Origin of the sequence: Fictibacillus sp. UD, assembly GCF_043558025.1 — a bacterium.
In the GTDB taxonomy this organism is placed as follows: Bacteria; Bacillota; Bacilli; order Bacillales; family Fictibacillaceae; genus Fictibacillus.
The window spans coordinates 621,543-643,321 of record NZ_JARUHH010000001.1 but is presented as its reverse complement, the minus strand read 5'-3'; the positions used below and the strand labels follow the sequence as shown (position 1 = coordinate 643,321).

27 protein-coding genes are annotated in these 21,779 nt (G+C 35.8%); 3 read left to right on the top strand and 24 right to left on the bottom strand.

Annotation, left to right across the window (positions count from 1 at the left end; genetic code table 11):
• Positions 1 to 21: 21 nt before the first annotated feature.
• Positions 22 to 216, top strand: a complete 195-nt coding sequence (locus tag P8610_RS03380; RefSeq protein ID WP_394603069.1) for a hypothetical protein — start codon at positions 22 to 24, stop codon at positions 214 to 216.
• On the opposite strand, the gene spoIVA is transcribed toward P8610_RS03380, so the two are convergent.
• The 16 genes from spoIVA to prsW all read right to left on the bottom strand — a co-directional run bounded on the left by spoIVA (position 211) and on the right by prsW (position 14,309).
• Positions 211 to 1,689 (bottom strand): stage IV sporulation protein A, encoded by a 1,479-nt coding sequence (gene spoIVA / locus P8610_RS03375; protein ID WP_066241881.1) that lies wholly within the window; start codon positions 1,687 to 1,689, stop codon positions 211 to 213. The genes P8610_RS03380 and spoIVA overlap by 6 nt on opposite strands.
• Before the next feature lie 260 nt (positions 1,690 to 1,949).
• Positions 1,950 to 2,660: a hypothetical protein gene (locus tag P8610_RS03370; protein ID WP_289495304.1), complete on the bottom strand. Its 711-nt coding sequence runs from the start codon at positions 2,658 to 2,660 to the stop codon at positions 1,950 to 1,952.
• A gap of 14 nt (positions 2,661 to 2,674) precedes the next feature.
• Positions 2,675 to 2,875: a DUF2768 domain-containing protein gene (locus tag P8610_RS03365; RefSeq protein ID WP_394603068.1), complete on the bottom strand. Its 201-nt coding sequence runs from the start codon at positions 2,873 to 2,875 to the stop codon at positions 2,675 to 2,677.
• Between the two features lie 311 nt (positions 2,876 to 3,186).
• Positions 3,187 to 3,447, bottom strand: a complete 261-nt coding sequence (locus tag P8610_RS03360; RefSeq protein ID WP_066241889.1) for a stage VI sporulation protein F — start codon at positions 3,445 to 3,447, stop codon at positions 3,187 to 3,189.
• A gap of 117 nt (positions 3,448 to 3,564) precedes the next feature.
• Positions 3,565 to 4,590, bottom strand: a complete 1,026-nt coding sequence (locus P8610_RS03355) for an NAD(P)H-dependent glycerol-3-phosphate dehydrogenase (protein WP_394603067.1) — start codon at positions 4,588 to 4,590, stop codon at positions 3,565 to 3,567.
• An 18-nt stretch (positions 4,591 to 4,608) separates the two neighbouring features.
• Positions 4,609 to 5,190: a glycerol-3-phosphate 1-O-acyltransferase PlsY gene (gene plsY, locus P8610_RS03350; protein ID WP_394603066.1), complete on the bottom strand. Its 582-nt coding sequence runs from the start codon at positions 5,188 to 5,190 to the stop codon at positions 4,609 to 4,611.
• Between the two features lie 6 nt (positions 5,191 to 5,196).
• Positions 5,197 to 6,510: a ribosome biogenesis GTPase Der gene (gene der / locus P8610_RS03345; RefSeq protein WP_328084562.1), complete on the bottom strand. Its 1,314-nt coding sequence runs from the start codon at positions 6,508 to 6,510 to the stop codon at positions 5,197 to 5,199.
• A 130-nt stretch (positions 6,511 to 6,640) separates the two neighbouring features.
• The gene (locus P8610_RS03340; protein ID WP_394603065.1) at positions 6,641 to 7,243 is read right to left on the bottom strand and encodes a YphA family membrane protein; all 603 of its coding nucleotides are present in this window, start codon (positions 7,241 to 7,243) and stop codon (positions 6,641 to 6,643) included.
• Positions 7,244 to 7,354: 111 nt separating this feature from the next.
• Complete coding sequence (rpsA, locus tag P8610_RS03335; protein WP_289495299.1) at positions 7,355 to 8,494, bottom strand: 30S ribosomal protein S1; 1,140 nt, start codon at positions 8,492 to 8,494, stop codon at positions 7,355 to 7,357.
• 306 nt (positions 8,495 to 8,800) lie between these two features.
• Complete coding sequence (locus tag P8610_RS03330) at positions 8,801 to 9,382, bottom strand: lysophospholipid acyltransferase family protein (RefSeq protein ID WP_394603064.1); 582 nt, start codon at positions 9,380 to 9,382, stop codon at positions 8,801 to 8,803.
• A gap of 1 nt (position 9,383) precedes the next feature.
• Complete coding sequence (gene cmk / locus P8610_RS03325; protein WP_289495297.1) at positions 9,384 to 10,058, bottom strand: (d)CMP kinase; 675 nt, start codon at positions 10,056 to 10,058, stop codon at positions 9,384 to 9,386.
• 134 nt (positions 10,059 to 10,192) lie between these two features.
• Complete coding sequence (locus P8610_RS03320; protein ID WP_394603063.1) at positions 10,193 to 10,369, bottom strand: DUF5359 family protein; 177 nt, start codon at positions 10,367 to 10,369, stop codon at positions 10,193 to 10,195.
• Positions 10,370 to 10,419: 50 nt separating this feature from the next.
• The gene (locus P8610_RS03315) at positions 10,420 to 11,094 is read right to left on the bottom strand and encodes a flagellar brake protein (RefSeq protein WP_394603062.1); all 675 of its coding nucleotides are present in this window, start codon (positions 11,092 to 11,094) and stop codon (positions 10,420 to 10,422) included.
• A gap of 152 nt (positions 11,095 to 11,246) precedes the next feature.
• Positions 11,247 to 12,596 carry a germination protein YpeB gene (gene ypeB, locus P8610_RS03310; RefSeq protein WP_394603061.1) on the bottom strand — a complete coding sequence of 450 codons (1,350 nt, stop codon included), beginning with the start codon at positions 12,594 to 12,596 and terminating at the stop codon, positions 11,247 to 11,249.
• Positions 12,597 to 12,613: 17 nt separating this feature from the next.
• A complete protein-coding gene (gene sleB / locus P8610_RS03305) occupies positions 12,614 to 13,507 on the bottom strand; it encodes a spore cortex-lytic enzyme (protein WP_289495293.1) in 894 nt (297 codons plus the stop codon).
• 121 nt (positions 13,508 to 13,628) lie between these two features.
• Entirely contained in the window at positions 13,629 to 14,309 is a 681-nt protein-coding gene (prsW, locus tag P8610_RS03300; RefSeq protein ID WP_289497616.1) for a glutamic-type intramembrane protease PrsW, read from the bottom strand.
• 92 nt (positions 14,310 to 14,401) lie between these two features.
• On the opposite strand from prsW, the gene P8610_RS03295 reads away from it, so the two are divergent.
• Positions 14,402 to 14,932, top strand: a complete 531-nt coding sequence (locus tag P8610_RS03295; RefSeq protein WP_394603060.1) for an asparaginase — start codon at positions 14,402 to 14,404, stop codon at positions 14,930 to 14,932.
• A gap of 100 nt (positions 14,933 to 15,032) precedes the next feature.
• On the top strand, positions 15,033 to 15,905 hold the full coding sequence (locus P8610_RS03290) for a GIY-YIG nuclease family protein (protein WP_394603059.1): 873 nt from the start codon (positions 15,033 to 15,035) through the stop codon (positions 15,903 to 15,905).
• Positions 15,906 to 15,949: 44 nt separating this feature from the next.
• Here the strand turns inward: P8610_RS03290 and P8610_RS03285 are convergent, their stop codons facing one another.
• The 8 genes from P8610_RS03285 to P8610_RS03250 all read right to left on the bottom strand — a co-directional run bounded on the left by P8610_RS03285 (position 15,950) and on the right by P8610_RS03250 (position 21,774).
• Positions 15,950 to 16,921, bottom strand: a complete 972-nt coding sequence (locus P8610_RS03285; RefSeq protein ID WP_394603058.1) for an asparaginase — start codon at positions 16,919 to 16,921, stop codon at positions 15,950 to 15,952.
• 103 nt (positions 16,922 to 17,024) lie between these two features.
• On the bottom strand, positions 17,025 to 17,624 hold the full coding sequence (locus tag P8610_RS03280; RefSeq protein WP_394603057.1) for a hypothetical protein: 600 nt from the start codon (positions 17,622 to 17,624) through the stop codon (positions 17,025 to 17,027).
• 24 nt (positions 17,625 to 17,648) lie between these two features.
• A complete protein-coding gene (locus tag P8610_RS03275; RefSeq protein ID WP_394603056.1) occupies positions 17,649 to 18,437 on the bottom strand; it encodes a hypothetical protein in 789 nt (262 codons plus the stop codon).
• 75 nt (positions 18,438 to 18,512) lie between these two features.
• The gene (locus P8610_RS03270) at positions 18,513 to 18,722 is read right to left on the bottom strand and encodes a hypothetical protein (protein WP_394603055.1); all 210 of its coding nucleotides are present in this window, start codon (positions 18,720 to 18,722) and stop codon (positions 18,513 to 18,515) included.
• 53 nt (positions 18,723 to 18,775) lie between these two features.
• Positions 18,776 to 20,317, bottom strand: coding sequence for an SIR2 family protein (locus P8610_RS03265; protein WP_394603054.1), 1,542 nt, complete (start codon positions 20,315 to 20,317; stop codon positions 18,776 to 18,778).
• A gap of 109 nt (positions 20,318 to 20,426) precedes the next feature.
• Positions 20,427 to 20,612, bottom strand: a complete 186-nt coding sequence (locus P8610_RS03260) for a hypothetical protein (protein WP_394603053.1) — start codon at positions 20,610 to 20,612, stop codon at positions 20,427 to 20,429.
• Between the two features lie 46 nt (positions 20,613 to 20,658).
• Entirely contained in the window at positions 20,659 to 20,988 is a 330-nt protein-coding gene (locus P8610_RS03255) for a hypothetical protein (protein WP_394603052.1), read from the bottom strand.
• 54 nt (positions 20,989 to 21,042) lie between these two features.
• Entirely contained in the window at positions 21,043 to 21,774 is a 732-nt protein-coding gene (locus P8610_RS03250) for a DUF4145 domain-containing protein (RefSeq protein WP_394603051.1), read from the bottom strand.
• Positions 21,775 to 21,779: the final 5 nt, after the last annotated feature.

Genomic DNA, 21,779 nt, shown 5'->3' with positions numbered 1-21,779 from the left:
GACAGTTGATTGGAGTGCAAGGTGCGAGACTCCTGCGGGACAGGCGGGCAGGTGAGACACTTAAGAGTGAAACGTACGAATGTGGCTCACCGCCTGCCCCGCGGAAAGCGAGCACCTGGAAAGGAAATCAACCACTTACAAAATCAACAAAGAATACGGAAACAGCCAAAGCAAAAAAAAAAAAGACTCCCGGTTATAGGAGTCTCAACGTTATAAAATAATGGCAATTAATCCGCCTGATCCTTCATTAATAATGCGTTCAAGCGTCTCTTTTAATTTATATCTAGCATTCTCTGGCATTAGTGAAATCTTGCCTTGGATTCCTTCTCTTACGATAGAATTAAGTGATCTTCCAAAGATATCAGAATTCCAGATAGATAGTGGATCTTCTTCAAAGTCTTGCATCAAATATCTAAGCATCTCTTCACTTTGTTTTTCCGTACCGATAATTGGTGCGAACTCTGATTCAACATCTACTTTAATCATATGAATGGATGGTGCGATTGCCTTAAGCCTTACGCCGAATCTAGACCCTTGTCGGATGATTTCCGGCTCATCAAGACTCATATCTGTGATGGCTGGCGCTGCAATTCCGTATCCTGTTTGTTTGACCATTCTTAGTGCATCTGCCACTTGATCATATTCCGTTTTAGCGTAAGCAAACTCTTGCATTAGCTGAAGCAGATGGTCTTTTCCTCGGATCTCTACCCCAACCACTTCTTTTAAAATCTGGTCGTACAGGTAATCTGGTGCAAAGAGATCAATTTCTGCAATCCCTTGACCCATTTCAATTCCTGCGAGTCTCGCATCGTCAATAAAGTCATAGTCTGCAAAGAAGCCAACCACTTTATCCACATCACGAAGACGCTTAATATCCTGAACTGTTTCTCTTACTGCTTCTTCATAGCTTTCACGCAGCCAATGGTTTTCGCGAAGCACCATGACCCAGCTAGGAAGATTCACATTGACCTCAAGCACCGGAAACTCGTATAATGCTTCTCTAAGAACATTGTTGATATCATGCTCCGTCATGCTTTCAACACTCATTGCAAGTACGGGTATATCGTATTTTTCACAAAGCTCGTTACGCAGCTTCTGTGTATCTGGATGATGCGGTTGTGTAGAGTTGATTAGCATAATAAACGGCTTTCCAACTTCTTTTAACTCTTCTACAACACGCTCTTCTGATTCCACATAATCATATCTTGGAATTTCTCCGATTGATCCATCCGTTGTGACGACCACTCCTAGTGTAGAGTGCTCTTGGATGACTTTTCTTGTGCCGATCTCTGCCGCTTCATGGAACGGAATCGGCTCATCATACCAAGGAGTATGAATCATTCTAGGGCCGTTTTCATCTTCGTACCCTTTAGCACTTGGTACAGCATAACCAACAGAGTCTACCAGACGGATGTTAACATCAAGCCCATCACCTACGTTGATTCTTACCGCGTTGTTTGGAACAAATTTGGGTTCAGTGGTCATAATGGTGCGTCCTGCTGCACTCTGCGGTAACTCATCCTGAGCACGTTGACGTTCTGCTTCGTTTTCAATGTTTGGCAGCACCACAAGCTCCATAAATTTCTTGATAAAAGTGGACTTACCCGTTCTTACTGCTCCTACTACGCCTAAGTAGATATCCCCGCCCGTCCTTTCGGCGATATCTTTGAAAATATCGATTTTTTCCATTCGTTTCCCTCCCGATCCAAATAAAGTTCCGGATGCTAGTCTTGGACAATATATCGTATGATTTTGTCCTATTGATTATGACAAAGGAACGGAAATTTTTATTGGATCCTTACATTCTCTGTTGTATAGTTCCATAAAATCGGGAGGGCGCACTTCAGTGCCTACCGATGAAACTATAAAGCTTGTTTCGTTAAAAGGATTCCCAAAAAAAATCTCTCCGCCTTTTCTATGAATGTATTAGAAAAAGGGAGAGTTCATGCCTATTTTATTAAAAAAACAGGCTTATTGTTTTCAACTGTATAAGGAACCGAATAGATAGGCACAAAAAAGGAATGCATCGCTAGCAAATGACGAATATCTTCATGTTTATCTAGCTCGTTCGAATAACTTGAGATCGCAGATTTTAAATCTTTTCTGTAATCTATAAAAATCTTTGCATCACCGTTAACCATCAACGGGAGTTTCTTGCCTGTAAAAGGGCTCGTAACGTAAGGGTCTTCCTTAAAACCTAACTTTTTATAATCGAGCGTGTGCCTGCCCTGCGCTTCTATCTTTTTAAAAGGCGGATATTGATGTTCTGCCATATAGATGTTTAGTGCGACCTGTACATCTTGAACCTTGTCTGTTAAAACAAGATCTGCAAGCTTAACAGTCGGCTTCGTTTCAACATCAATTAAAACGTATTGAAAAGTTCCGCCCTTTTCAAAAGCATTTCCAGGGGGCTCCTGCATATATTTGGGGACTAGTTTATTAAAATCAATCAAGTATTTTTGGTAGATATCTGTATCAGCATCTTTTGTTTTAATCGGCAGCACACCTGTATCTTTCTGAAAACTTTCAACGGCTTGCTGAACTGCTGTAATCTGATCCTGATAAGGAACTCGATTTTGAGTTTTTCGTTCTTCGGGATATAAACACCCAGAAAGAGTTAACACCATCAGACATAGAGGAATCCACCATTTCTTTGTCATCTTGATTTCCTCCTTTATCCTTGAACAGGTCCGCTGAATACAACGATTATAATAAGAATACCTGCTACGATCATACAGACCCAGGCGAATAACGAAACAACCGTCTGAAATACCCCTGATAATTTTGATCTGCTGAACATGATAGAAAAAACAGCAATAAACATTAAACCGATGGCGGACAACGCCACCCACATTTTCAATAAACCTTCACTCATATGTATCCTCCTTGTCCACAGCGTACATTATAGCATAATTCTTGTTATTTCCTTTACTTTTTCAGGAACGTGTAGATGAATTTCTTCTAAGTTGAGAGGATTAACTGCCTTTTAGCAGGCCATCTGCAGAGACTCTTTGTTCGTATTCTTCATAATATGTTGCCAAACAGCAGTCTACAAGAACATTAAGATTCCTAAACAGAAAAAAAACACCCGGCTCCAGACCGAGTGTTCGACTAAATACTTCCTGCACTGTATGAACACTTCCATGATTTTGTTTGTGTCTAAACTTTTATTAACTAACCTATGTTCTACTTATTATCAAACATCTTAGATAATGTTGCCAGATCTAAAGGGATGTTGTTGTTTAAAACAGCCTGAACGATCTGATCTTCTTTTTGTTTCGTAACTGCTACCCCAGCCATAGAAGATACTTGGGAAATCAGCATTCGAATCGTGCGCTCGTCGCGAAGATTAGAGCCACTTACGGATTGGGCAAGTTTAAAAATATCATCCTTTTTTACACTTGTTTTCTTCTCAATCTTATCAAAAAATTGTTGTTCACGTTCCACCTGAAGTCCTCCTCCCACTTCCTTTTCACCCTATCCTATGCAAGTAAAAAAGAAGCGTGAAAGAAAAAAAGGCGATTGCCTAAAATTTTTTAGACATTCGCCTATCAATCTGTGTGATTAGCTCTTTAATGAAGATACATCTTCTACTTCGTGTGTGCGAGAACGCTGCATCAGATCATCAACAGCTTGTTTTGCACCCTTACCGTTAAACAATACATCGTAAAGGACTTGAGTGATCGGCATCTCCACTTCTTCTCGCTTACTCAATTCGTAAGCTGCTTGAGTCGTTCTAACACCTTCAACTACCATGCCCATATTCTCAAGAACATCTTCAAGCTTCATGCCTTTTCCGAGCATATTGCCCGCACGCCAGTTACGGCTATGTACACTTGTACATGTCACGATTAAGTCACCGATCCCCGTAAGACCCGAAAAAGTAAGTGGGTTTGCACCCATATGTGTGCCAAGGCGAGCAATTTCCGCTAAACCTCTTGTAATTAAGGCAGCCTTTGCATTATCTCCATATCCTAGACCATCAGAAAGACCTGCTCCTAAAGCGATAATATTTTTTAAAGCTCCGCCAAGTTCAACACCAATAACATCGGGATTCGTATACACACGGAAGTTTTGATTGATAAAAAGATCTTGAACTCTTTCTGCAGCTTGCATATTTGCAGAAGACACAGTAACCGTCGTTGGCTGCCTTAGAGAAACCTCTTCTGCATGACTAGGTCCTGAAAGAACTACCACCGATTCAAGAACAGACTCAGGCAGTTCTTCTTCAATAATTTCAGAAATTCGTTTATATGTACCAGGTTCGATTCCTTTTGAAGCGTGTACAATTGTAACAGGAGATGCAAGGTTGTTTTTCAAAAGATTCAATACGTCTCTCATCGCTTTTGTAGGCGTAACAAGTACAATCGTATCAGCATCTTTCACGCATTCTTCCAATTGAGTGGTCGCTTTTATGTTTTCAGGCAACTCTACTCCTGGAAGATACTTTTCATTTCGATGTTCTTTATTAATTTCAACAACTTGTTCTTCTCTACGGCCCCACAAACGGACATCATGACCATTGTCAGCTAAAACGATGGCAAGAGCAGTACCCCAGCTCCCAGCACCTAAAACAGCAACATTATGCATACATGTCACACTCCACTATTAAATTTTGCGTTCGTTTCCTCTCCAGATTCTAGCCATATTTTCTCGATGTTTCCATATTGAAACGATCGAAATAGAGAAGCTTGCCAAAACAGCTTCAATAGGCAAGTTAAATTGATACAGCATAAAAAACGGAGATAATACTAAAAAAACGATAGAACCCAATGAAACAAACCTGGAAACCCAAATCGTTAGGATTGCAATTAAACCTGCTAGTAAAGAAGGTAAAAATGCAACAGCAGCAAACACACCGATTGCCGTAGCCACTCCTTTCCCGCCTTTAAATCCGTAAAAGACGGGATAGTTGTGACCAACAACAGCCATTAAACCGCATAAAACAGCTAGTACTGGTGAATCTGTAAACCAAAAAACGGCTGAAACGACCAATACACCTTTAAAGCAGTCTAATAGCAGGACAGCGATCGCAGGTCCTTTTCCAAGTACTCGTAACGTGTTGGTAGCACCTGCGTTACCACTGCCGTGATTTCTTATATCTTCATTTTTTAGAACTTTGGTCAGCAAATAACTAAAGCTAATACATCCTATCAAGTAGGAGAAAACGAAGAGAACGATCGTCATCATGAAACCTTAATCGTTTTTCTTTCTAGCAAATATTTTGATCGGTGTTCCAACAAAACCAAACGTTTCACGAATTCTGTTTTCCAGAAAACGCTTATACGAGAAGTGGAATAATTCTGGATCGTTAACAAAGATAACAAAAGTAGGCGGTTTTGAAGCCACTTGTGTTGCATAGTTGATCTTCAGTCTCTTTCCGTTATCCATTGGTGCTGGGTTCATGGCTACTGCATCCATGATTACTTCGTTCAAGATATTTGTCTGAACTCTGAGCGAGTGATTTTCGGCAACCTGATTAATCACAGGATATAGCTGATGAAGTCGCTGTTTTGTTTTTGCCGATACGAAGACGATAGGTGCATATGATAAGTAGAGGAAATGATCACGAATCTTCTGCTCAAACTTTTGCATCGTTTTATCATCTTTTTCAACAGCATCCCATTTGTTTACAACAATCACGACAGCTTTACCCGCTTCGTGTGCGAAACCAGCAACCTTTTTATCTTGCTCGATAATTCCTTCTTCAGCATCGATAACCATAAGGACGACATCGGAACGTTCGATCGCTTTCATCGCACGCATAACACTGTATTTCTCAGTCGTTTCGTACACTTTTCCACGTTTGCGCATTCCTGCTGTATCGATAATTACATACTTCTGATCTTCACGTTCAAAGCTTGAATCAATTGCATCTCTAGTCGTTCCTGCAATATTACTCACAATAACGCGTTCTTTACCGAGAATAGCGTTTACGAGTGAAGATTTCCCTACGTTCGGTCTGCCGATTAATGAAAAATAGATCGTGTCGTCTTCTTTTTCTTCTACAACCGTTTCAGGGAAATGGCTTACCACTTGATCTAAAAGATCTCCAAGCCCGATACCATGTGTTCCTGACACGCCGATCGGCTCACCCATACCCAGACTATAAAACTCATACAGAAGCTCTTTACGTTCAGGGTTATCAATCTTATTCACACCTAATACAACAGGCTTTTTTGAGCGGAACAGCATTTTGGCTACTTCTTCATCCGCCGCTGTAATTCCGTTCATGCCATCAACTAAAAAGAGAATGACATCTGCTTCTTCGATAGCAAGTTCTGCTTGTTCTTTCATCTGACTCATAAATGGTGCATCACTAATTTCTATTCCACCTGTATCGATAAGGTTGAATTCTGTATTCAGCCATTCTGCTGAACTGTAGATACGGTCACGCGTTACTCCTGGCATATCTTCAACAATAGAGATACGATCTCCCGCAATTCTGTTAAAAATAGTAGATTTCCCTACGTTTGGTCTCCCTACTATTGCTAAAACTGGTTTCGTCATGTAGACACTTCCCTTTTTCCTGATCAAGTCAATCATCAAGTTTTCTTTTATATGTTCCATCATTTTCTTGTAAATAGACAAGTCCACTTATTTTAGCAAATACTTTACACTTTAGACAACTCAATATCTTCTAAATCTGTTTTGCAGAAGTGACCTTATTAAAAGCTGTACGTCTTAACTTTTTGAACATATCTACCAATACTACCATAAATAAGAGCATCATAGAAGTTGAGACCAACAAATCCATCACATATAGTGAGCCTATTTCTATCGTGGCACTGAGTCTATAGATCAAAAACTGAAAAACTGTATCACCGATAACAAGACCTATTATAGGAATATAGAAAAGATCTCTATATGTTTTGGTAAACAAGATAAGAAGAGAAGCAAGTACGATAATGATCATATATTTTTTATCAAAAAATAATTTAACTGGGTCGTATAGAGCAAAAAGTTCTAACGACACGTAAGCTGTAGCAACAATAAAACAGCTTGTTACATAAAAAAATAGCTGATCGGTATGTTTAATCAAATAAATCAGCCCTATACACAAGAAGAATAAGAACGTGGCATTTATATTTCCTAGTGAAAACGGAATGAAGGTGTCCGACAAGGTTATTCCCGTTAAAGTAATAAAAATAGAGTGATTTCTAACAGAACCCTTCTTGATGAGAAAGGTTGCAATAATCCAGCCCATCCACATGAACCAATAAAAAAGCGTACCATCATTCATGTAATTCACCTCGGTAGCATTATTGCCACCTTACGCCTTCTTTTAACCGTCGTTTAATCACATATAAAAAAACAGCCCTCGATTTTAAAATCGAGGGCTGAAAATAATAAGTTATTTATATCCTTTAAGCTGGTCGCCAATCATATCTGCTAATGAGAAACCTTTTTCTTCTTTAGGAAGATTTTCTTTTAAGTTTGCTTTTTCCTTCTCATCTTGAACAGCTTTCATGCTCAAGCTCATTCTTTTGTCTTGACTGTTTACATCTAGAACTTTTACAGATACTTGCTGACCTTCTTTTACAACTTCACTCGGGTTGCCAATATGTCGGTTTGCCATCTCAGAAATGTGAACAAGACCTTCAATGCCAGGAGCTACCTCTACAAATGCTCCAAATGTAACGATGCGTTTTACTGTACCTTCGATTACACTTCCTGCCTTAATAGAAGAACTTGCTTCTTCCCATGGTCCTGGCTGTGTTTCTTTTATTGATAAAGAAATTCGATCATTATCGCGATCAACGGAAAGAACTTTAACTTTAACTGTTTCACCTTCACTGAGAACATCGGAAGGATTATCTACTCGATTGTGCGATAACTGCGAAACGTGAACTAATCCATCAACGCCTCCGATATCAACGAAAGCTCCAAAGTCCGTTAAACGCTGCACTTTTCCTTCAATAATTTCACCTGGTGCCAAACGATCTAAGATTTCTTGTTTCTTGAAGCCCGCTTCTTCTTCCGTAACAGCACGATGAGATAAAATAACTCGTCCTTTTTCAGCATCCAATTCTACGATTTTAACAGAAAGAGTCTTACCTTTGTAATCAGAAAAATCTTCAACAAAGTGAGACTCAACCATAGAAGCTGGAATAAAAGCACGAACTCCAAGATCTACTACAAGCCCGCCTTTAACTACATCGTGAACAACAACTTCAAACGTTTCTTTTGAATCAAATTTTTCTTGCAGTTCACTCCACGATTTTTCGCTGTCTACTGCTTTTTTTGAAACAAGTAGCTTGTCCTCTGTGTTAGAGAGTACTTTAACAGTGATCTGATCTCCTTCATTCAACACATCACTAACCTTTTCAATAAAAAGACTTGAAACTTCATTAATGGGTAAAAATGCGTCTTGCTTTGCGCTGATATCCACTAACGCGTGCTTGTCTTCTACTTTTAATACAGTACCTTTAATGATTTCACCTTTTTCAGCCATGGTAGCATTTGTTAAACTTGTGCTCATTTCCTCTGTCATGTTCGTGCCCTCCTCAAAAATTAGAAAAGTAATTTATTGAACTTTCGGTAATGAAAGAACATTAACATCGATCATGGAGCTGTTTTTTTAAGATGCAGTCAATTGAAAGTGATTGAATTCCGTTTCAGGTTGCTCGCTTTCCAGGGGGCGTGCGGTGAGCCACCTCGACACTTTGTGCCCTTAGGTGTCTCACCTGTCCCGCTGATCCCCTAGGAGTCTCGCAACCTTACACTCCATTCAATTTGCAAAGAAGTCTATAAAAACAACTCAAAAGTAAATTCTTTAAAGATAAAAATAGAAATTCGGTTATTCATGCTCTTTTTTTAACTGACCTATATGTTTCATTATAAGCTGTGTGGCTTCTTTAGCGGAAGCTTTTTGCTCCCGAAAATGTGTAAAGTCTATCGGTTTGCCGAATACAATTTTTAGATTTTTCCCCTTTTTGTATTCGCCGACGATTGCACATGGAACGATGTGTGCTTCAGATTTCAGGGCAAAGAATCCGGCACCCGCTAATCCTTCTCCGATCTCACCCGTCTTGCTGCGTGTACCTTCCGGAAAAAGACCGACTACTTTACCTTCTTTTAGAAGATTCATACCCGTCTTTAAGGCCGTCTTATCACTCATTCCGCGTTTAACAGGAAAAGCGTTGATCTTCGGCAAGATATGTTTAAGCACGGGAACAGAAAAAAGTTCAGCCTTAGCCATAAAATGTACTTCTCTCGGTGAAGCCACTCCAACAAGAGGAGGATCATAATTATGGATATGATTCGTACAGAGCAGCACACCGCCTGTTTTTGGCATGTTTTCCGCTCCAATGATTTCAGGCTTATACGTTCCTTTGAAATACGTCCCGCACAGCCATTTACCGAAAGAATAAAGCTTCATATTAGAGTGCCCTTTCTTTTGCATAATGAAGGATGCTTGAAACTACCTCTTCGATTGACATACTCGTTGTATCCAGTTCAATGGCATCTTCTGCTTTTCTTAGTGGAGCAGCTTCCCTCTCACTATCACGTTTATCTCTTAAAGAAATCTCACTTTTTAACTGCTCAAAATCTGCTTCGAACCCTTTAGAAAGGTTCTCTTCATATCTTCTTCGCGCTCTTTCTTCAACAGAAGCGATTAAGAAAATTTTAAGCTCTGCATTCGGCATTACATGCGTACCTATGTCACGGCCATCCATCACAACACCGCCAGATTCCGCAAGCAGCTGTTGTCTTTTTACCATTTCAGTCCGAACTTCTTGCTGACGTGCTACAAAAGATACGTTATTCGTTACTTCGCTCGTTCGGATTTCCTCTGATACATCTTTTCCATCAAGAAGAACCGCTTGTCCTTGATCTGTAATAACAAGTTTAATATCAGTTTCGTTTAAAACAGCTTCAAGCGCTGTTCCGTCGTTTAGATCGGCTCTATTTAAAAGAGCTTTATACGTTAATGCCCTGTACATGGCACCTGTGTCAATATAAATAAAAGAAAGACGCTCAGCTACTTGCTTGGCTACCGTACTTTTCCCAGCCCCTGCAGGGCCATCAATAGCAATTGATAATAATTTTTTCATGTTTCCTCCTACCCGATCCCTATGTGACAATGCATACATAGCAATAAAAAGCAGGTGAGTTTCCCCTGCTTTTTTCTGTGTTAGAATCTGAAAACATCAGATTCTTTCTATATGTATCTTACCATATATGTTGATTAACGGTCTATTGTTTCCAAAGCTGGTCCTTGATTGTTCTTAATAACTCCTTCGTAATAGATGATTTTATTCGTATACATCTTAAACGAAGGAATTTCAAGTAGAATCTGTGCGGTTACTAATAGAATAAAATGAACAATAGCAAGCTGGATTAAAATTCGTTCAAATCGTCTCATGTAAATCCGTCACCTTCTTTTCGGGAATATTTTCCCCTAAAAAAGATTAATTATCCGTTATTAAAACTCAGGCTTTCCTTCTTCTTCATTAGAAGCTGCTGTTCAAAGCAAAATCGAATAATATACTGTCTGTCTTTTTGAGTAATTTGATCAAATTGAAGCGATGCTCTCTGACGGCCATTCATGTGACCATCCAGTATTCTTAGTACGTTACATGGCAAGTCCAGATATACTTTCTCACCTGATTGCATCGGCAGAACAACTAGACAATCCAACTTATCTTCACTTTTTACAGAATGGTCTAACGGAAGAGAAAGAAGCATTCCTCCTGCACTAAAATCGAGTACTACAGAATTAAAAGGAGGATACGAATCGTTACTATTTACTACTGAAACATCAATCATGGTTTCAACTCTTACGAACTCTCTTCGCTGAATTTTTTGTATTTCTTCTTCTTTTGGAGAGGCAATCATCAATACAGGTATGTTCTCTATCTTTCTCCCCAATAGCTCTGTTCGAAAGGTGAAGACGTTCTTTTCTTTATCAACAAAGGATGCTTTGAACTGCGTTCCATCAAAAAAATACTCTGTGCGATTCGTCTTTTCATTACTTGGATAATCAATGTAAAGATGATCATCTTTAACATCATATACTTTACAGCGATATTTATTTTTTTTGTCGGAAAACAAAGGCTCTAAAAATAATAGTTCACCTACTGAAATCATTAAACTTCCCCCAAATAAAGCTTTGTTATCTATCTACCTTATTATGACAGTTTAAAAATAAAAGAAAAAGCAAAATTTCAAACTGCGAAATTTTGCTTGATTGGAAAGCGAGCAACCTGTAAGAGGAAATTTAACGACATCTACGAAATTTTTTATATATCGTTATAGGATGGCTCAGCTTCTTTTAGTTTCTTCACTTCTTCTTCGTTTCCATTCTCTGCGTTGATGAATACACGGAACGTATCATCACCTAGCGTACCTAGGAACTCATAACAATATACTTCTTCGTTAATATCATTTCGAATTAACGCCCTGCTTATTTCTTTCACTTCAAATTTAGGATTCAGATTGGTTCTTGCTTCTTTTTCAGAGATCTTAAACACTGGAGTTCTCTTGTCTACGTGGGCAAGAAGGAAATCTGTGCCTTCATAACCCATGATATCACCATTGTCTAAAGCTACTTTTATAGAAACCGTTTCTGGATAGATTCTAACATCATCCACAAGACGAGCATAAGTGAATACACCAATGTTATCGTATTGATCACTTGTTACCATTTCCATTTTGCTTTCCATATGCTTTTCAAGGAAATCTTCTGCTTGCAGCATGGCTTCGTTTAAGGATATCTTCGTTTTCCCAACATTCCGGTCATAGAGTACATAAAGTGGATAGCCACCCTTTTTTGTAAGGTCCATATATGTTGTACCTTTTGTTTCAGGGTTGTACAGCGTTAATGAATAAGCATCATACTTTGCTTCTTTTCCAGTACTTTCTACTGTGATCTTCACGTTCTCCTTTAGCTGGAAAAAGTCAATTGCTATCTTTTTCGCTTCTTCTTTCGTAATCTTCTTTCCTTTTAGCTGACTAAGATCACGATCTTTCATTTTCTGCATGTTTGACACTTCTGTTCCAAAATCAACATCTGAATATCCTTCAACAGATTTATCAACGGTCTTGAATCCGTCAATGATCGTGTTATCTTCAGGCTGCTTATTGGTAGCAAGAGCCATCTCTACATCCATCCAGCGAAGGTTGTTCTTTTGAGCAAGAGATTCTGTTTTCCTTAATTCGTTTTGGATCTCTGTTGAATTGGCATACAATTCTTTTAAAGTATTATATTCTTTGTCACTAAGTGGATTCTTATCTAAATCTCGAACAGCTGCTCTATAACTGAATTCGCCCATCTTTGTTAAGAACTCTTCCGTTTTATTAAAAGGAAGCAGCGCTAACGGAAGCTGACCAACATCATTATGAGCTTCTGACGTTAGTCTCCATACTTGAGCTAAAGCCGGAGAAAGCTGATTTCTTGTATTCATCGCGATTGTTTCACCGATTTTGTCATGAAGTGAGTCCATATGGAAGTTCAAATCATGGAAAGCGCGCTGATAGTTGTTTTCAGCTTGAAGAAGTACAGCGTTTTTTTCCTGATGTTCACTGTAGCCCCAATAGCCTGTTCCTGCTACAGCAACGAACAACAGTACGATTAGGATTGTGCGTATCATATCATTTCACCCCTTTATTAGTTACAGAAAATATGCTTTCCAATTTTTTTGATTTGAGGACGTCCCCATATCCAGCCAGATGTAGCTGTATCCGGGTTAAAATAATATTCTGCTTCACCGGTTGGATCCCAACCGTTCAACGCGTCCATCACTGCTTTCTTCGCTTGCGCATTTGGCGTTAAATAGATCTGTCCATCGGCTACAGCCGTGAATGCTCCAGGTTCAAAAATAACTCCGGACACAGTATTAGGAAAAGTAGCACTTTCCACCCGGTTGATGATTACTGCAGCTACTGCTACTTGTCCGATGTATGGTTCACCTCTTGCTTCACCATAAACAGCATTAGCCATCAAGTTAACATCGTTTTGTGAATAGCCGTCTGGAATATTTTTTGCCGGCTTTACTTGAGCAGGTTTAGCTTTTGCTTTTGCTTGTCCTTGTCCTGCTCCTTTCGTACCTTTAGCCGCACCGCCTTTAGCTGTTCCACCTTTAGCTGTTCCACCTTTTGCAGCACCGCTTTTTGCACTCTTCTTTTCTCCGCCATAATATGAAAACTTCTTTCCTGAATCAATTTGCTTATTAACCCAAGCTTTATCATACTTTGAAGCATTGGCTAACTTATGTTTCGTGGTACCTCCTGCTAAACCATCAATAGGCAAACCAAATTCATATTGAAAGTTTCGCAAAGCCCAATAAGTTCTCCATCCAAAAACACCATCGATGTTACCAGTATAAAAACCTAAATATTGAAGCCTGGACTGCAGTTCTACTACATCTTCACCTGTAGCTCCTACTTGTATGACTTGGTTTGAAAATGCATGTGCATTATTCTGACCAAATCCAGCTAAAAGCCCAAAACAAAGGGCTATTATAACTATTACTCCCTTTATGTAAGCTGAATTTCTTTTCATGAGAAAGTGAGCCTCCTGTAATTTAATCTCCATTTTCGTGTTATACAGATATCATTTGTAATCTGTTTAATTTTATTCAGCTTTCAAAGTCTAATTGTTCACAAAAATAAAAGAAGACCGGCTAGATACCGGTCTTCGCTTCAGCGTTTGTATAGGGGGTTATTGCACTATTAGCAAGTCTTACTTTACGAAGAGCAAACCACCACAAGAAAATCATAAATGGAAACATGTAAAAAAAGATGTATTTTGTACTCGATAGTAACAAGAAGTTAAACGTACCATGTAAAATAACGGGTAAGAATAAGGATAAGGAAAGGTAGATTATCTTTTTTCTGCCTGATGAAAACTTACCTTTACCAAGATAAAAACCCATGATCACACCAAAAAGGGCATGACCACTTACTGGAAGAAGCGCACGGACCAAGGCTTCCTCAATGCCGAACGTATAGAGATAAAAAATATTTTCTAATGATGCAAATCCTAATGACAGCGCTGTTGCATAAACAATACCATCATATGGTTCATTAAACTCTTCATGTAGATAAGCTCCATAGAACACTAAGAACCACTTAAAAAATTCTTCAAGCGTACCACTTACAAAAAAAGCATCCACAAAAGGGGTAACGTTCATCTCCTCTTTAAATCCAAACTGAATCACCATAATTGGAAAAACGAGAAGCACACCAAATATATATACTTTAACCACTAACGATAATGGTTCTGTTTCATATTTATCTTTTAGGTAAAAAAAGGATAATAGAGCAATAGCCGGAGCCACCGCTGCAGAAATTACAGCTAGCATGTCCTGCCTCTTTTCTACTGTTTTTTTATATCGTAACATGATATTTTAAGAAGTGGAATAGAGAACACTGAGAAATAAGGAGGGCTGCAGCCATGAAAAAGATTTTACTAATTCATACGGGCGGCACTATTGCAATGGAAGAAAACAAAGTAACAGGCGGCGTTAATACGAAAGAGATACACCCGTTAGAAGCAACCATTGCAGAGCTATCTGATATCGCAAAAATCACTGTAAAAAATTATGTTAATTTGCCATCTCCTCACATAACACCATCACATATGCTGGAGTTAGCAAATTTTATTGCTATTCAAACAGATTCAGAACAATATGATGGAATTGTTATTACCCACGGCACTGATACACTAGAAGAGACAGCGTATGTATTAGATCTTGTCCTTCAAACCTCAATACCAGTTATCGTGACAGGCGCTATGCGTTCAAGCAATGAGCACGGATCTGATGGACCGTACAACCTTATTTCATCTGTGAGAGTTGCTTGTGAGGAGCAATCATTAGGAAAAGGCGTACTCGTTGTTTTTAATGACGAGATACACGCTGCAAAAAACGTAACAAAGACACATACAAGTAACTTTAAATTTATACCATCTGAATCCCTCGATTAATTCCTCACTACAAATAACTATATTTAATTCCAATAAATAACAAAATTGTTTTATAATAGTTCTGAAGGTTTCCTTATTATATACAAAGGGGCGGTTAAATTTGAATTCAGAATCGAAGGCATTATTAGATTTTATTAACCAAATTAGGTTAAATAAAACACCTGTCTATCAGAATTTAATTGGATCTAAGTTTGGGACTATAATTCAAGATGCATATAAGAGAGAAGATGTTTCATCGATTGTTGATGCTCTAAAGGATTTATGTAGTCCTATGAATGTCAATATGTCTAGTCGAGCATGGGCATCTTCAGGAATATATTCCTTCTGGAATTATGAGAGCAGAGAATTATTATATATAGGACTTGCAGTTGATTTCTCCGAGAGGTTTAAACAGCATAATGGAATTATACCTACTCTTCCATCGAGTAGTAAATTCGAATACATAACTGAATATTTTGAATCTAATGAAAAACTAGGATTTTCTATCTTAACAATGCCCTCTTTGTATCAACCAATTATTAGAAAAAATTTCAAAAAAATTTATTCTGGTGAACAGGTGGAATTATCTGATTTTTCTGATGAACAGTTTAAAAGAGATGTTAAGATTGTAGAAGGGATTCTTATTCAAAGTTATAAAAATAAATTTAACCAGTTGCCTCCTTGGAATAATATTGCTGGTTACAAAAAAGGGGCTGCAAGGTGTACTGCTGGCAACTACAAAATTGTAGAAGCATTTACAACTAATAACTGGAATCATTCACTTTTATCAAAATGTACATTGAGGGAACTTATTGATAACTACCATCTTTACTACGAGGAAACCTTAACCATAGTTAGAAGTCACATGCTTACCTATGGAACTTCTTTTGTTGATGCTATGGAAGAAATACTTAAAATAAGTAATGAGTTGGAATATACATTTAATTCAATTGTTAAAGAAAAGTATATGGATAAGATTCCTAAATTCACATAAATCCCTAGAGCCTCATAAGAAAGAGGCTCTAGGGATTTATTACATTAATTTAAAAACATATTCTTAACATCATTTTCACTTGCTAGGACTACCGCTAATTTAATTCTCGCCTTTTTGGAGTCATAGTCACTTCCCAAAATAACTCCTTTTTCAAACAAATCATATGCACTTCCATGGTAATCATAAGTTGTATAAACAGCACCTTCTTCTGCACTTGTTGTAATTACAACTTCTATCCCATCACTAATCGCTTGCTCTATCTCAGTCATCATTTCTGGAGCAACTTGGCCTCTTCCAACACCCTCAAGAACGATACCACTTACACCGCTTTCTCTTGCTGCCTTAATAAATTTCCCATTCGCACCAATGTAGCATTTTACGATATCAACTTCAGGTATTACGTTTTTGACTTTATAATTTTCTCTTTTAACTGGCTTTTGATAAACATGAACTTTGTCATTATCTATAATACCTAAATATCCAAAACCGAAAGCATTGAACCCTTGGATATTTGAAGCATGTTCTTTCTTTACATACTTGGCTGGGAAGATACGTTCGTTAAAGACAACAACTGTACCTGCTCCTCTTAAATCTTCCGAACAAGCTGAATAAATTGCATGACGCATATTAATATAAACATCACTACCAAGATCACCAGGTGCTCGTTGTGAACCTGTAATAACAACAGTTCGATCGTCTGAAATAGTCAAGTCTAAGAAATAAGCTGTCTCTTCAAGAGTATCTGTACCGTGTGTAACAACTACTCCATCTACAGAAGGATCTTTATAATAATTTTCTATTTTCTCTTTAAGAGAAATCAAATCTTCAAAGGTAATGTGAATACTTGGTTTTTGAAACACTGCATCAACAACTACTTCAATATCCTCAGGTAATTTACACATTGCTGCTAACTCTTCACCCGAGATTGCACCTGAAGCTAGTTTTCCTGAAGTTGTGTTTGGTTTACTTGCAATAGTCCCACCAGTCGTAATGAGTATTACTTTTTTATTGGTCATATGTAAAAACTCCATTCTTTTGAGTTGGCAGGACTATTATAACAATTATTTAATAAAATTCCGATGTTAAATTATATTACGAATAATTTATTCGGTTAATTTTTCACTTTAATTTATGTTCATAAATATACAACTTGTAATTAAATAATTGACTAAAATCTGAATCCTTTTTAATATTCTCATTTGTGAATTTTTTAAGTAAATTTATTACATCCTTCTGAGTTTTAGAATCAGCAGAATTTTTTAATTTATTATCTAATTCTTCTAAGGTCATTTCTTTTACATTCAATTTTTCAGATCTTGCGCTTCGATATAATAAATCATAAATAATGGGACTCATATATGCATCAGCATGTGCCATTATCATTTCATTTTGCATATCTAATAATTGTTTTTCTTTATCTTCTAACTGTCCTTGAGTTTTTTCTTTTTTTGTTTGTAGTTCAGTGAGATCATTTTGTAGATTTGTTTTAGTTAATTTCAAGTCATTAGTTTGATCAGTTAATTGATTATTATGAGTTTCTAAAGTTTCTATTTCACCTTTTAGTTTTTTCTCATCAACTAATGGTTTTACAGTTTGATGATAAGATATTATTCCATACACTAAGCCGATAACTGTTAAAAATCCACTTATTACACTAAAATGAGTCACGGAATTGCGATACCATTCTTGATCTATTAATTTTTTCTTTTGTTTATTCATTTTCTTCTCCTAAAGAATTTCACTCTAACTAAAAAAACTTTTTTTAGTTACATACCTAGTTGTTTTCTCTTTTGTTTTTGAGGCTATGCCGCCTTTAATTTTATTAGTGATTTTGAATTGAATAAATTCTATCTTATCAATTGGAACTACTATTATTTCTTTACACAAATCTTGTTTGGGGTGATCACCTAAAAGTATATTTTTACCATAAGTAGGATGCAAGAAGTAGCAATTTGAAATCTTTTTTCCATCAGAAAGATTAATCTCTGTTTTTATTTCTTGATAAAGCAATTTAGTCCATGATAAGTAGAAAAAACTTAGAAAAAAAATATATAGGAAGCTTAAAGGTAAAATGTTTTCCCAAAATTCAGGTTGTTTTATTGAAAATTCTAAACTAAAAATCATAAAGCCATAAGTGAAAAACAAGGTGGGAAAATAAATAATATTTAAAAAAATATATAAAAACATATATTCTTTATTTTTTTTATTTTCAGCGTAATATTTAAAACGATAATTAAAAAACCATGATGCAAAAAAACCAATAAGTATTATAAGAATTATAATAGTTAGATGTTTCTCGAAAAATTTATAAAATTCACCATTTAAAAAGTGATAGCTCAACGCTAAAGGAAACTGAAAAAAGCAAATCAAACATAGGACAATCCTATGGATGATTCTAAATTCTTTATTTAATAACAAACGTTCACTCTGAGAAGATGAAAAGAAAGTAAGAATATTTGGTCGAAATAACACTACTAGGATAATTGAAGCAATAATCGACGAAATAATCTTATCTATTGGTATATTAAACATTTAAATTCCTTTCTTTTTGTTATTCGCTTTCAATAACTCTTTCAGTACCTACAAGGCAATATCTTGCTTATCTGTTTATGGTCTAATTGGCATCCATCCTGATGTACTATTTGGATCTGGTTTTGCTATTACAGCTTCAATAAAAAGAATACCTAGTTCAGTAGGTTCCCCATTCTTTTCAACGTAGCCACCTTCAAACAACATATTTTTTAAATACATTTCTAATTCATCGTAGGCTATTTCTCCATGACACCAATGTCTTAACATTTCGGTTCTTTTATCCATACAATCAATCTCCCCCTTAAGAACTATGTAAAAACTAAAATTTTGAAAGAATTTTATCTTACAGTTACTTCATTTCGATTATTCAAAGTCTGTATTTCATCTTCTGCTGCATACTTTTTAAAATCGTAGACACAAAGTAATTTTCTATAGTTAGTTGATTTCTTATCTGAATAATTTCTTAAGTAACTTTCTATTGAATCTAAATCGATCCTATTGTTTATAATCCCTAATACAATCGCTAAGTTCTTATTTGTTTGAGATATATTTTCATCTTTTTCAATACCATCAATAGTTGAATGTTTTACTCCAAAATCAGTAACTTCCTTAACTAAATTAGTTATTTTATCATTCTGAATTTCTTTTAATCTTCTAACACTTTCTAATTCAGGTTGAATTTTGTGAAATCCATAAATAGGAAAATATTGATTTTTTTGAATCCTATGCTTATCAATTAGCTTTAATAATTGATGGTTGGATTCATCAATCACTTTAAAATAATTCTCCATTAACTCTGAAGTTGTTTGAAAATCATAAGTGATAGTCCTTAATGAACCAATGGCTAATATCTTTTCACCATTTTTCAAGGCATCTATATCTTCCGTTATACTAACCTCGATGTTTCCACCTGCCATAATTTCTTTAACAACTGTTTGCACTTTTCTTACGTCCATCGCTGAAACAGGGAGGCTTAAGTCTGATAAGTGTTTATATATTTCTAGAAAATTATCAGTTTTAATTTTATTTATACGTATTGTCGAAAAACCTCTTATATCTATGTCATGGTCAGTTACTTCAGTGTTTTGAGATCCTTCTTCATATTCTACAAGTAAGAAATTCTTTCTTATTTTTTCTGCCTCTGATGAATTAGAATTTATATAAGTGAAAATAGTTTTTAGAATATCTTTAATATTTGTATCTCCAATATTGTATCCAAGAAATATAATAGGATTATGAATGAATAAAGATAACAATTGTGCTCTTACTAACTCATATCTTTCTTCAAAAATATTATAGTCATCATCTGTAATAATTATCTTATTCGGGTAATCTACACATCCATGTATTTTATATACCGAACCATAAGGATTGCTTAATAATATTTCATTACCAATAAGTGGTTTAAACTCAAAAATCTCCTCAATAAAACTATCATAATTAGTAGTAATTACTGATCCAATATTTTTTCTGACTTTTTTCAACTCAGAAATTTCTTCCTTTTTACTTGTTTTAATTTGGTGGTCTGATAACAACTTTGAAATATACAATTTAAAACGACTGATATTAATTTCTTTCTCCATGTTTTCATAAAACAAATCATTAATTTCCTTAAATTCACCATCTCTTTCTTTAATCAAAGTATCGTTGAACTCTTTTTCCAAGTCTTTTGCAATCAAAGTGTAATCAAAAGTACCGTCTTTTTCATATTTTGATTTCAAATCAAAATAGAATTCATTTGTTCCTTTAATTTGTTTAGAAATGTAAGCGAGTAATCCGTCCCACGTATATGAATTCTCTAAATATCTAAGACTCATCCCAGTGCCAATAAAAAGTACAGGATGGTTTTTAAAATTACTGATAAAATCTTTGATATGCATAGAATCCCCTCGTTTTTAAAAGTTAAATAAATTATACCATTTTTAACTAATTCATCCTATGATTACACATTAAAATAATATCTCTATAAATATAGAAACACCCTAATTTTCAGAGTGTTTTTTCTTGATTTAAATAGACTTTTTTAAATACATCTTCAATCATTTTGACTTTTTGTTCATCTGATCTAAAGTCATCACAAAGAATGCAAAATGTACCGAGAATAATTGACTTAGATTCTTCGCTAGTCATTTTTTTATGAACGTAATTAGAAAACACTCTTCTAATAAAACTCATATATCCTCCTACAAAATTAAAGCACTCCTAACAGAGTGCCTTGTTATCAAGAATTAACTTTAATTACTGCTTCAATATTCTCTATTAGTTTTTCATTCGCAATAATTTTTTGGTTGTTATCAACCTGTATTTTCTCGTATTCTTTTTTCAGAGCCTGAAGGCTTTCGGATAAAGGAGTTACATTATCTTCTTTAATTCTTTCCATGGAAGAACGTCTAAAAGTTTTTTCTGCTAATTCATATCTTGCTCGTAAACGTTCAACTTTAATTTCCATTGAGTCTAATTCTTGTTCTAATTTACTATTTTCTTCTTTCAATTCCTTAAGCCATGCTTTTGCTTCAGAAATACGTATTTCTGCCTTTTTATCACTATTCATTTTACATACCTCCCCTTTGTCTACTAAATACGACAAAAAGGAAAAAAATTCCTTCTACTTTTTAACCAAACTTTTTTCTCTCAACTCATAAATACTTTCAAATATTCCTTCTACAATAATGATTGCAGGTCTAAGAGTTTTAATACAAGGAATTTCTATTTCATGCACTGCACTATTTCCTATATCCCTAATTTCCTGTAAAATTCTACATTGATCCCATAGAATTAACTGTTTTTCATACAATCCATATATCTTACCTTCAAGGGATGTGGAATATACTTCATTACCTTTTCTAGAGACTTTAACTTTTTTATCTTCATCATAAAGTCTTCCACCCGTTATATTAGTTTTAAGACAAATTGCTTCAATTAAAGTTCTCAAGCCCGCTGCACATAAAATGTTAAAACGCTGATTAAAAACTTGTACTATTTGTGAATACAATTCTTTCAATTCAGGATCAACATGATTAAAGTTTTTTATTTTCAACTTATAATCTCCAAGGAAAAAATCATCTCTGGACGGTTTTGGTGGCTCTTCTGGAAATACCTTAAAAATATCTTTCCATTCTCTTTCACCTGTATATTCATTATAATCCCAAGTATCCTCATCACCATATTGTTCAACAAAAGCAACTGTGTCACAACCCATACATTGAACTATGTGATATTTCGCATGCCAGTGTATGTCTGAATGATAATCAGCAACCTCACTATGAGTCTTTAAAATATGATGATTTCTAGCACCTTTACATACATTACAATAAACTTTTTCTTCTAATTTATTCACACTAT